General features: G+C 47.5%; 8 protein-coding genes. All 8 read left to right on the top strand.

Annotated elements, in window-relative coordinates:
* The first annotated feature begins 9 nt into the window (after window positions 1-9).
* The 8 genes from AC58PV_RS00040 (at window position 10) to AC58PV_RS00005 (ending at window position 11,839) form a co-directional block, all read left to right on the top strand.
* Window positions 10-624 carry a PH domain-containing protein gene (locus AC58PV_RS00040; RefSeq protein WP_497430249.1) on the top strand — a complete coding sequence of 205 codons (615 nt, stop codon included), beginning with the start codon at window positions 10-12 and terminating at the stop codon, window positions 622-624.
* A gap of 319 nt (window positions 625-943) precedes the next feature.
* A complete protein-coding gene (locus AC58PV_RS00035; protein ID WP_497430248.1) occupies window positions 944-3,112 on the top strand; it encodes an S-layer homology domain-containing protein in 2,169 nt (722 codons plus the stop codon).
* 69 nt (window positions 3,113-3,181) lie between these two features.
* Complete coding sequence (locus AC58PV_RS00030; RefSeq protein ID WP_497430247.1) at window positions 3,182-4,483, top strand: RCC1 domain-containing protein; 1,302 nt, start codon at window positions 3,182-3,184, stop codon at window positions 4,481-4,483.
* 98 nt (window positions 4,484-4,581) lie between these two features.
* On the top strand, window positions 4,582-6,423 hold the full coding sequence (locus tag AC58PV_RS00025) for a glycosyltransferase (RefSeq protein WP_497430246.1): 1,842 nt from the start codon (window positions 4,582-4,584) through the stop codon (window positions 6,421-6,423).
* A 243-nt stretch (window positions 6,424-6,666) separates the two neighbouring features.
* Complete coding sequence (locus AC58PV_RS00020; RefSeq protein WP_497430245.1) at window positions 6,667-7,812, top strand: type III polyketide synthase; 1,146 nt, start codon at window positions 6,667-6,669, stop codon at window positions 7,810-7,812.
* The gene (locus AC58PV_RS00015; RefSeq protein ID WP_497430244.1) at window positions 7,805-8,521 is read left to right on the top strand and encodes a methyltransferase domain-containing protein; all 717 of its coding nucleotides are present in this window, start codon (window positions 7,805-7,807) and stop codon (window positions 8,519-8,521) included. Before AC58PV_RS00020 ends, AC58PV_RS00015 begins: the two co-directional genes overlap by 8 nt.
* The gene (locus AC58PV_RS00010) at window positions 8,518-9,675 is read left to right on the top strand and encodes an NAD(P)/FAD-dependent oxidoreductase (RefSeq protein ID WP_497430243.1); all 1,158 of its coding nucleotides are present in this window, start codon (window positions 8,518-8,520) and stop codon (window positions 9,673-9,675) included. Before AC58PV_RS00015 ends, AC58PV_RS00010 begins: the two co-directional genes overlap by 4 nt.
* 16 nt (window positions 9,676-9,691) lie before the next feature.
* Window positions 9,692-11,839 carry an MMPL family transporter gene (locus AC58PV_RS00005; protein WP_497430242.1) on the top strand — a complete coding sequence of 716 codons (2,148 nt, stop codon included), beginning with the start codon at window positions 9,692-9,694 and terminating at the stop codon, window positions 11,837-11,839.
* Window positions 11,840-12,243 lie beyond the last annotated feature (404 nt).

Raw genomic sequence — 12,243 nt, 5'->3', positions numbered from 1 at the left:
ATGATTTCCGTGTTCAAGAAGTTTGCAGCAGATGCATTAGGTTTAAGCGATATTGGTAAAGTAATTAGTCCCGCAGATTTTGATAAAGTCGATTCTGATGATTATGTGATGCATGAGGATGGCGAGAAGATTTACTTCATTATTAAATCCAAGAAAGATGAATATTGCTTTACGAATCTTGCCCTTATCCATTTAGATGGCGATAGTGCGATTAGCTCTAAGCGAATGCTGAAACGTTACAGCTATCATACACATGCTATTTCCCAAGTATATTTGGAAACGGCAGGAACGATCGATCTAGATGTTGAGATCAAATTCATTATCGGTCACACGAACTTCTCCATTGATGTGGATAAAAAGCAAATTGAACAGATCAAAGACTTGTATAAAGCTTTGATTAAAATCTCCGAGACAGTTGCCCATAATGAGGAAATGTTCGAATACGCTAAGCAAAGCGTAGCTGTTGCGAAGGAAGCCACTGGCCGTATCTCAACACAAACGACTTCTCCAGTTACTCAATTTGATGCGATTACGGAATCCACGTACAACTGGTTGAAAGGTAAGCATACGGAGTTAAAGGTGAAGGATTTCGGAGCTGTTTTTGAACGTTATATTAATAATTAATTGTAAGGAAATTCAGTTAGATTAATTGAGTAGTTGAAACTGCCTGAGACGATGTTCCATTCGATTTTTGAATGGAAGGTCGTCTTTTTGGTTTATGCGTAATCGTATAATAAGCTTTGTCGCTGTAGCAACCCTCAAACCTTTGAATAAAATTAGCCTTAAACGCGGTGACCTATCTCATAAGGGATTTTTTGTGAGAAATTTGTGAGAAGCACATAGTACTATGGTTTATGGGTGATTTTGGCTAATGTAGTCGAAATTTGATGAAAGATAATTTGCAGACCAAATGAAAACTTTGAAAAAAATCAGGAGGTAACAGATGAAACACAAAATTAAAAAAACTTCATTGGCGATGGCTCTGCTGGTATCGTTGGCACCTGCAACTCAAATCGCATCGGCGGCTGCGCCAACTTTTAAGGATGCAGATACGGCGCCATGGGCACAAAAGTATATGACCAAACTTGCGCTGCTTGACATTATTGCTGGCGATAACGCAGGGATGTTTAATCCGCAAAGTAATGTCACGCACCAGGAAGCTGTTCTTATGGCGATCCGACTAATGGGTTTAGAGGAGGAAGTCAAGAAAGAGGGCGCAGTCAATCCTGCACTTTCGGTTGACGACTTCGCTAAACCTTACATTTCGGTAGCGTTGAAAAAAGGTCTTCTCGTGGCACAAGAGGAAACGAACAAGGCAGGATGGGGGCAGCAGACATCAAGCCGTGAATGGACGATCAAGCTGATCATTCGGGCAATTAACCGAGAGTCTGATGCAGGTCGATTGACTGAAAGCACAACTTTGTTTAGCGATGTGGAAGATTTTACACCATCTTACAAGGGGTACATCAACGCGGGAGTCAGTCTGAACATCGTAGAAGGCTTTGCCGATAATAAGTTTAAACCGTTGGATCTCGTAACGCGAGCGCAGATGGCGGCAATGCTAAGCAATGCGTTACCCTATTTAACGAATGGAAGGGAAAGCTCTTTGGAAGGCGTGTCCAACAGTGTAACTAACGGCATAATTTCGGCGATTACGAACGATTCGGTATCGGTAACGCTCGGTTCAGCGACAAAAAAGCTGAGTCTTACTTCGGAAACACAATATTTCGACAAAAATTCTTCGGAACAACTGAGCTTTGATGCTTTGAAAGTAGGACTGCTTGTATCAATCGTGAATAAAGAGGATCAAGCTTATTTGATTGAGGTTTCTTCTGGAGTAAAAGAGCAGCCGAAAGAACCGTCTGCAGTACGGGGTGAAATTGGACCAGCTGGACCTGTTGGCCCTGCTGGAGCTGTAGGCCCAGTTGGCCCTGCAGGTGTAAAAGGCGAAAAAGGCGAACAAGGTGAGACGGGATCAACAGGATCGCGTGGGGCGACCGGTGATACGGGAGCAACCGGAGCTCAAGGCGTAACAGGAGCAACAGGAGCGCAAGGCGTAACAGGAGCAACAGGAGCGCAAGGCGTAACGGGAGCAACTGGAGCCCAAGGCATAACAGGAGCAACCGGAGCCCAAGGCGTAACAGGAGCAACCGGAGCTCAAGGCGTAACAGGAGCAACAGGAGCAACAGGAGCTCAAGGCGTAACAGGAGCAACAGGAGCAACAGGAGCTCAAGGCGTAACAGGAGCAACTGGAGCCCCAGGCGTAACGGGAGCAACAGGAGCCCAAGGCGTAACGGGAGCAACCGGAGCCCAAGGCGTAACAGGGGCAACCGGAGCTCAAGGCGTAACAGGAGCAACCGGAGCCCAAGGAATAACAGGAGCAACCGGAGCTCAAGGTGTAACGGGAGCAACCGGAGCTCAAGGTGTAACGGGAGCAACCGGAGCTCAAGGCGTAACGGGAGCAACCGGAGCTCAAGGTGTAACGGGAGCAACCGGAGCTCAAGGTGTAACAGGAGCAACCGGAGCTCAAGGCGTAACGGGAGCAACCGGAGCTCAAGGTGTAACAGGGGCAACTGGTGCATTTGGAGAGCAGGGTATAACAGGTGCAACCGGAGCCACAGGAGCTACAGGAGCTACAGGAGCCCAAGGCGTAACCGGAGCCACTGGAGCGGCTGGTGCAGGCGGCTTGACCACTTTTGGCTATTTGTATAGTGTGTTGCCATCGGGAGCGCTTTATCCAGGTAATTCAGTGTTACCGTTGAATACACGTGGATATGTAACGTCTGGCATTGATGATATGCAGTTTGCGTCATTCATGGGACAAATTGACATAGCTCAAGCCGGAATTTATGAGATTAGCTATCAAGTATCGGCAACTACTGGAATCGGAGCTCGGATAGCGCTTAAGATAAATGGATCAATAGATCCTAGCACAGGCATCCAGATTCTATCCAATAATACCCAGATTTCGAATAAAATCATTTTGCAATTGAGCGCGGGTAGTATTATAAACCTAGTGAATGATTCATCTAGTCCAATAATATTAGCGTCTTCGCCTGCAGTAGGGCTCTCTATCGTAATTGAAAAAATCGCTTCTATTATACCTGTTTAAAGAATAACTAGTACAAGGTTCCGAAGGGCAGGAAGCACAGGAAGCTCAGGACAGATGGGAGAAGATGCAATGCACAAAAAGCGAGCCAAGATATGGACCCGCACGATAGCTAGTTGTTTACTCATGACCTCGGCCTTTACTTATGGCAATGCCATTCAGGCAACGAATGTAACCGAACAATTGGCATCCGATGCACCTTTGAGTCTCCTGGTTGATTCAGGAGGCCTGTATTTGAATAATGTTCAAACGGCGGTATATGGCACATTGCCGCCAATAATTTCTAGTGTAACGGCAGTAACCTATAAAGTTTATGGAACGGAAGAGCCCCGTATTCGCATGGGCTTCGGGCAGGGCATGGCTATTGACGATCGTGGAGCGCTTTGGGTCTGGGGCTCAGTCCAGTCTCAGGGTGGAAACTCGTATCAGACACCGAAGCTGATTGCTGGTATGAATCATGATGTGGTCGATGCTTTTATAGGAACTCATAATGTGGTCTTGAAAAATGATGGTACCGTATGGACATGGGGTGACAATCGTTTCGGGCAGTTGGGCGACGGTACAATTGTATCCCGTGAGACGGCGGAACAAGTTCCTACTCTTAGCGATATAGCAGCAATTTCTGCGGGAGAATCGTACATCTTAGCGTTGAAAAAGGACGGAACAGTATGGGCTTGGGGGTCCAATGAATTTGGCGAGCTAGGGGTGGGTGCGACTACTCAGCAAACCGTTCCCATTCAGGTTCAAGGTCTGAATGATGTGATGTCCATATCAGCAGCGGGATGGCATAATATGGCGGTAACAAAAGACGGCGCTGTGTGGGCCTGGGGCGCTAACGCCCAAGGACAACTGGGCGACGGCACGACAAGCTCTCGCAACCGACCTTTCCAGATAGACGGTATTCACGGAGTTAAAGCGGTTAGTGCTGGGTATGATCATTCGCTCGCTTTGTTGAACGATGGCACGGTGTGGGCTTGGGGGCATAACGAATATGGCGAGCTTGGCGATAAGACGAATCAAGGACAAGCTACTCCCGTTCAGGTTGCTGGACTCGCTCAAGTGGCCTCGATTTCTGCTGGAGAATGGTACAGCATGGCGCTGAAGGAAGACGGTACGGTGTGGGCGTGGGGCTCGAACAGCTATGGGCAGCTTGGCAATGGAAAGCCTAGCCATCAAAATAGTCCTGTACAGGTTCCCGGTATTGCCGCAAGTCAAATCTCCGCAGGCTTCTATGCAAGCGGAGCACTCGGAATCAACGGCATGTATTACACATGGGGCTCCAACATATTCGGTCAATTAGGAAATCAGGAGAAGAAACTGCAGCTTTATCCGCAAGGAATGGATGGATTGAGTTTAAAAGCGTCCAGGGATTAATCAGAAAAGAAGCTGCGGTTTGCACTTGCTGCGACTGCAGCTTTTCTTACATGTAGGAACAAGACTATGTCGAATGACAACTCGGAGCGTGATTTGGTATGATAACGGACATCGTCCTGCTGGCTCAGCATTTTGAAGCTATGCAAGAATGCATCCTCAACCTTCGTCTCTCTACTACAGAGCACCCTTACCATTTAATCGTTGTGGTGGAGGAAGACTCTCTGCGAATGTCTCAATGGCTAGCGCAGAATAGAAACGTTACTGTCGTGTTCTGCAAGCCTGGAATTAGCGTTGCGGCAGCTTATAATATAGGCGTTGCTGCTGCTTCATCACCTCATCTTGTATGCATGCGCGAGTATATGTACGTTACGGATGGATGGCTCGGTCGGTTGAGCGACTGCATGGAGCTGCACAAGCTTGCGGCTATGGTCGGCCCTGTTAGCAGCGGTATTAGCGGTGTGCAAAACACGCCAATTATCAGCGAAAACCCACGCGTGATGCAGTCCTACTCCGAGAGCATTGGCATTATGCGCGAAAGCCGGAGCAAACGTGTAACTCGCTTGCTAAGCCATCTTGTGATGCTCCGTAAAAGCGCCTTCGACCAGTTGGGCGGGTTTGATGAAAGGTTCGAAGAAGAAAGTTACGAGGATGACGATTTATGCTACCGTGCTTTGCAAGAAGGTTACGAGCTTTATGTTGCCGAGGACTGCTTTGTACGCTACGAGCGAAAATATGGAAAATATGCTGACAATCCTTCATTGTATGATGAACAAATTAGCACGAATAGCCTAAAATCGTTTGAAAAATGGGGACTGGATATCTCATTATCGTTGCACAGTTGGAAGTGGGCTGTTTCGGTCAGCTTGTGCATGATTGTCAAAAATGAGGAAGAAACGTTAGAACGTTGTTTGTCCAGTGTGCAGGGATGCGTTGACGAGATCATTATTATCGATACGGGTTCCACGGATCGAACCAAAGAGATCGCTCGTCAATTTACGGATCGGGTTTACGATTTTGATTGGATTGATGATTTTTCCGCAGCGCGGAATTTTGCCTTTCAGAAGGCTAAGAAGGACTATATTTTATGGCTTGACGCCGATGATATCTTATTGCCCGGGGACGCTGACAAATTCCTTGTCCTGAAGCAATCATTGCCATGGCAAACAGATGCTGTTTCGATGGTATACAACCTCGCCTTCGACGAATTCGGCCATGTCACGGTCAGTTTGCGCAGAAACAGACTGGTTAAGCGAGAAAGAGGTTTTCGCTGGATCGGTGTCGTACACGAGTATCTTGAAGTGTTTGGAGCGATCGAATACGCCGATGTATGCGTAACGCATGATCGCAAGCATACTCAAACTTCCCGTAATCTGCATCTCTATGAAAAAAAGGAAAAAGAAGGAAAGAAGTTCTCTTCCCGCGATTTGTATTACTATGCTAATGAACTATTCGACCATCAGCAATGGGCGCGCTCCTTACGTAAGTACGAACAGTTCCTGGAACAGAAGGACGGCTGGATCGAAGACATTATCAATGCCTGCGGTCGCGCTGCCGACTGCTTGCATAAGCTGGGCAACCTGATGGAAGCGAAGGCGAAGGCGCTGTTAGCATTCGCTTACCAGTTGCCAAGAGCGGAGAACTGCTGCAGGCTGGGTTATTATCATATGGAAGAAAGCGATTATGCCAGCGCTGCGTATTGGTACCAAATGGCCGCTTCACTGGAGAAACCACAGCATCCACAAGCCTTGCTGCAGCATGCCTGCTGGACTTGGCTGCCCCATATCCAGCTTAGCGTCTGCTATAATAAGCTGGGACAAAATGAACGAGCTCATCACCACAACGAGATTGCTGCCATCTTTATTCCTGAAGACAGCAGAATCCTGAGTAATCGCGCCTTTTTTCAAGGCTTGGGCATTGGGGTTTCCGCGAGCACGACATGAAACGTCAGGCAGCATGAATGACACGCGCGGTCTGCGGCAGAAAGTTGAATGTAAAAAGGGTATCTTGCAAGCGTTCAAGGAAACGATTGCGAGGTAGTCTTTTTTTTGCATAACGCACCTAGTCGAGCTAGCCTCTTTATGGAAATTCCTCTCATATAAGCCACATTTCTTGAATAGATATATGGAAAGCAACCTGCATGTCCAACCAAGAAATTGATTGAGCCAAGGGGATGAGCATAGACCATGAAAGAAAATCACGTTATCGCAATTCTGGGAATAGGCACCGCAGTGCCTGAATTCCGTCTTGAACAAGCAGATACCTCGCAACGATTAACGGATGCGTTACGAGATACCCCTAACTCTGCCCGTTGGGCTAAGAAAATTTTCAAGCAGTGCGGCGTCGAAACGAGATATACCTGCGAACCGAACTTGTTGGAAACAGCGGAGCATTGTCGGTACTTTTCACAAACCAATCATCAAGCACCCACGACGTCCGATCGCATGGCTACGTACAAGCGCGAGTCGGTGCCTTTAGCCTTGCAAGCAGCAGGGGAAGCGCTACGTGATGCCAAAATTGACGTGTCTGACATCACACATCTGATCACTGTAAGCTGTACGGGGCAGTTCTTGCCAGGACTAGATGCCGCATTGACGCAGCAATTGGGACTAGCTCCTCATGTCAATCGGATCCCTTTCAATTTCCTTGGCTGTGCTGCTGGATTGAAAGCTGTGTGTCTGTCTCGTCACATTGCCGCCAGTCATCCGAACGCCAAAGTCCTAGTCGTCTGCGTGGAATTGTGTACACTTCACATTCAACCTTCCAGTGACCGTGAGGCTTTATTTGGAGCCTCCTTTTTCGGAGATGGCGCTTCGTCCTGTGTGATTGGTGTCGCAAGTGACCGCCAACATCCCATTTTTCAATTAGGAAATGATCATTCAATTCTTCTACAAGATTGTGCGGATGAAATGAAATGGGAGGTAGGGAATCACGGCTTTGATCTCTATCTGTCTCCTAATATCCCTAAGTTAATTGGAACCTGGATCCCTGAACAAGTAGCGCATCTGCTTGATGGCGGACCGAAACCGGACCTTTGGGCGATTCATCCTGGGGGAAAAGGGATTATTGATGCTTTAGAGGAGGTATACGAATTAACCTCGGAAGAAACACGGCCGAGCCGCACGGTACTGCGCAATTATGGCAATATGTCCTCGGCTACCATCCTCTTCGTATTTGATGAAATGAGGCAGGAACTGGCCCGCCGCGGAGCGGGACCGACTAGTGGGCTATCTCTCGCATTTGGACCTGGACTTACGTGTGAAATGATTCAATTCACCTATTGTGGCGTCGCCACCATTCAGCAAATGCAATTAGATGAAACTTATGTTTAAAGGGATCAAACAACGAGCCGTGCAGCATGAACTCATGGATGACTTCTCGTCGGGAGGTCCTGAACTTCGGCAAGCGTTGCAACATTTGCGTATGCTTAATCGTATTTTTGGTGCTGCTGGTCCTACCCTGTTCGGTTTAAACCAATTATGGCTGCAGGCTGGCAAACCGTTAACATTAACCATTCTGGATGTTGGATCTGGTTCTGGCGATGTGAATCGCCATCTCTTGCGTTGGGCGGATAAACATGGGGTAGCACTTACCATTACATTGGTCGATATTACCGAGGAAGCATGTGCGGAGGCAAGGGAGTTGTTTCGTAGTGAGCCGCGTGTCAATGTGATGCGGAGCAGTTTATTTCAGCTTCCCGAAAATGGCGTTGATATCACGACAGGCACCCAATTTGTGCACCATTTTACCAATAATGAGCTTCCTCAAGTTGTGGGCTGCATGCTGAAGGCGTCTCGACTAGGGGTTGTCATTAATGATATCCATCGGCATTGGCTTGCCTGGGGGGCTGTGTGGGTCATGGCTCACATCGTCTCGAAGAATCGCTATATTCGGAATGATGGGCCCTTGTCGGTAGCGAAAGGCTTTCGTGCGGGGGATTGGAAAGCTCTTCGCAAGTCTCTAGGAATTGCTGATATGTTGGTTTCATGGAGACCTTTGTTCCGCTATGCTGTTGTGATTGCAAAAAGGGAGCAGACATGATGACTCACAGTTATGATGTTGCCGTTATTGGTGCAGGTATCGCAGGCAGTGTGATGGCCAAATCTTTGGCAGATCATGGCTGGGATACGGTGCTGTTCGATCGTAAAGCATTTCCTAGGCATAAGGTGTGCGGGGAATTCCTATCCCCTGAAACTCTCACAATGTTCAAGAAATTGGGACTGCGTGAAGCCGTGTCTGTGTTAAAGCCAAGTAGAATTCATCGGACAAGCTTGATGCTAAGTCAAGGTAAGTCACTAGAGATTGCACTACCTGGAACAGCTTGGGGAGTTAGTCGCTATCAGCTGGACGCAACGCTTCACCATGCTGCATTGCGCGCAGGCGTTCAGTTGCAGACTGAAACAACGGTGATGGCTGTGAACCCTCTTGAGCAGGGATATTGCCTTACGACGAAGCAACGAGGTGTGGTTCATGAATATCAGGTGCGAGCTGTTATTGCAGCCTGTGGCGCAACGGCGCCTGTTTCAGGTCTGCAAAGTCATACAGTGCGGGATGGTACGCCCAACAAAGGCGGGCATCTAGGTGTGAAATCCCATTATAGCGGGGTAACCATGAATGGAGTTGTCGAGCTCTATTTCTTTGAAGGCGGGTACCTCGGTCTATCACCGATTGAAGGTGGGTTGGTGAATGTGGCTGCACTTCTGGAGCGAGAGGCTTTTCAGCAGGGGGACAAATCCATTCTGGGATTGATCGAGGCCGCATGTGCTAGACATCGTAAACTATCGGAGCGTTTATCCGGAGCACAACCTGTTATCGGCACACAAGCGGCGGTTGCTCCGGTTAAGTTAACACGCAAGCCTGTTCCGTGGGATGTGTACCCACGACTAGGTGACGCTGCGATGATGTTGCCGCCATTGTGCGGTGATGGCATGTCGATGGCGCTCCGATCTGCTATGTTATGTGCGCCACTGGCATCACGATATCTCAAAGGGCAGATCAGCCTGGATGAATGGGAGCGTGACTATACTGCGGCCATACAGCGAGAATTCAAGGGGCCTTTGAAGTGGGGACAGCGGTTGCAGGGGTTGTTAACGGTACCGTATCTACCCAGCGTTATGCTTACTGCAGCTAAATACACGCCTGGATTGGCCCAACGATTCGTGCAAGCAACTAGACTGAAAGAAACCGAGTATTAAAGGGGAGGGGACCATCTTGCATAAACTTGCGTTGATATCCCTTCGATATCCCAAAACCATCGTGGTATTCTGGGTCTTATTCTTTTTCTATTTTGGATGGCACGCTCCCAAGTTGCCTGCTGTATTAAAGGACCATGGGTTAATTTCGGATGGTGCTTTTGCCAAGGTTGAACAAACACTTGCTGCTCATTTTCATATGCCAGCGAATCCTGTTATTCTCGTATTTGAGAAAAAGGGCAAGCTGGAACCCCGCCAATTCGAGCGGTACTTGCAGCAGGATTTATTAACCTTGCATGGCATGCAAGGGTTAAGAGAGGTCATATCTCCGCTAGAAGTAGAAGGGATGGTCCAAGGAAATTACGCTTATGCACTGCTTGGATTCGAGCAAAGTCCGCATGACATGGGACCCGTTTTGCAGGAAATTCAGACACGATTACCTGGGCATCGAGAGATGAAAGTATCATTGACAGGAAAGTCAGTTGTTCAAGAAGATGTAAACCGAGCGAGCCAACGTGATTTGAGAAAAGCGGAAAGTCTAGGCATCCCAGCGGCTTTTTTGATTCTGTGGCTGGCATTTGGCGGCATGACTTCCTCGCTAATCCCTATCATCGTTGGTGTTTTCGGCGTTACGAGCACGATGGGCATCATGTATGGAATCGGAACACGCATTGATTTATCCAACTTTGTACTGAGTGTTATCCCGATGGTAGGACTGGCTCTTAGTATCGATTTTGCCTTGATGATGGTCAGTCGATTTCGTGAGGAAATTCATGTGCGTCCTGTTGGACAAGCCATTCTGATAACGATGACAACAGCTGGAAGAGCTGTCCTATTCTCGGCACTTAGTGTTTTTCTAGGTCTGATGGGCATATTGTTCATACCGCTTCCGATCTTTTCGACCATTGCCTTGGGAGCAATGACTGTGTTAACCGTTTCTGTCATGTTGACGCTAACGCTGGTGCCAGCGCTACTAACGCTGTGGTGGCCAGCTATTCGAGCTGAACGGAGACCGCTTTCTACGACGAAAGGTGCGAACAAGTGGTTTGTCATGGCTCATTTCGTGATGAGAAAACCTGTTCAAATGAGTCTGCTTGCTGCTTGTATCCTTATTTGTTGTTTCTTACCCTTAACGAAGATGACATTAGCGATCCCTGATGCAACATCTTTGCCCCGAGGGTATGAATCCCGCGCAGCATTCGAGGCGTATCAAACACATTTTGGCACGAAAAAAAGTTCAGTCGTTTATTTCGTTGTCACAGGAAAAGCAACGCAATTGACCCCAAGTGATTGGAAAAACGCTTCTCTACTCGTACAAAAATTAGAGAGGGATCCGCTCGTTGAAAGCATAGATTCGATTTATGCGAAGCTGCGAATGTCGGATGAACAGATCTATGCGTTGTTGCAAAATCCCAACGCAAAAGCGAAGTACGAGCGCATCTTTCAAGCTTTTGTCCATAAGAACGAGATGCTCATTCAGGTTCAATTGCAAGGGGAACTCTCCTCACAACCTGTGATGGATTGGGTAAGACGCTGGGAAATAGAAGGAGAATCGGGAACTCTCCCATTCCTTCTTGGCGGTGAGGCGAAGTACCAGCAGGAGATTTTCGATGATATTTTTGACAATTTAATTTATGTCCTGCTGTTTATACTAATTTCGAACTATGTGGTCTTATTTATTGCGTTCCGCTCCGTTCTCATCCCCCTCAAAACAATTCTCATGAACCTCCTGAGCTTAGGTGCGTCGTTCGGTATTCTAGCTTGGCTGTTTGAAGCGGGGCATTTCGGCTTAGAGCCGAGTAAAATCGCTATCATGATTCCTGTGTTTATCTTTGGACTCGCGTTCGGAATCTCCATGGATTATGGCGTTTTCTTAGTATCGCGCATTTATGAGGAGTATCAGCGGACACATGATAATGAGCGTTCTGTGCTAGTCGGCTTAGGTTCCATAAGTAAGATTATCAACTCCGCAGCCGCAATCATGATTGCGGTCACGCTGCCGTTCGCTTTCGCTGATGTTGTCGGCGTAAAACAACTAGGACTAGGCATTGCAGCGGCTATTTTTATCGATGCGACGGTGATCAGATTGATTCTTGTTCCAGCGTTAATGGTCATTCTCGGGGAGTGGAATTGGTGGAGACCTGGTGGGCGTAGAACGCGTAGTTAAGTTTCGTGGTTTAGGTAGGTGTGGAGGTGGAGGGGGAATGGGATGGAGATTTGAGGTAATGATAGCATTTGCTGGTTAAGAGTAAATTCGTTAACCGTTTATGCTCCTGGCGGGCAATTAGATGGATTTTCTGTAGTTAAATCGGTAGATTTTTCGATTAGAGAACCAATTGATGGAAAACCTACAGTTATTTTCGGCCTACATACCCGATATAGACAGCTTGGACAGAATTAACTACATATTTCCCATTTAAAATGAATTTTAGATGGGAAATCCCGAAATTAGCTGTAGTTTTTCAGGCTGTCGAGAAAGTCTCGGCAGCCTAAGTTTCTTCATCTATTTCACCACATTACCGCGTTAATTTGATATAATATAGGTATACTCTTGAAAGTGGTGATCTCTTT

The organism is Paenibacillus sp. J22FR83 (genome assembly GCF_059691955.1).
This window is presented reverse-complemented; position numbering and strand designations above follow the sequence as displayed.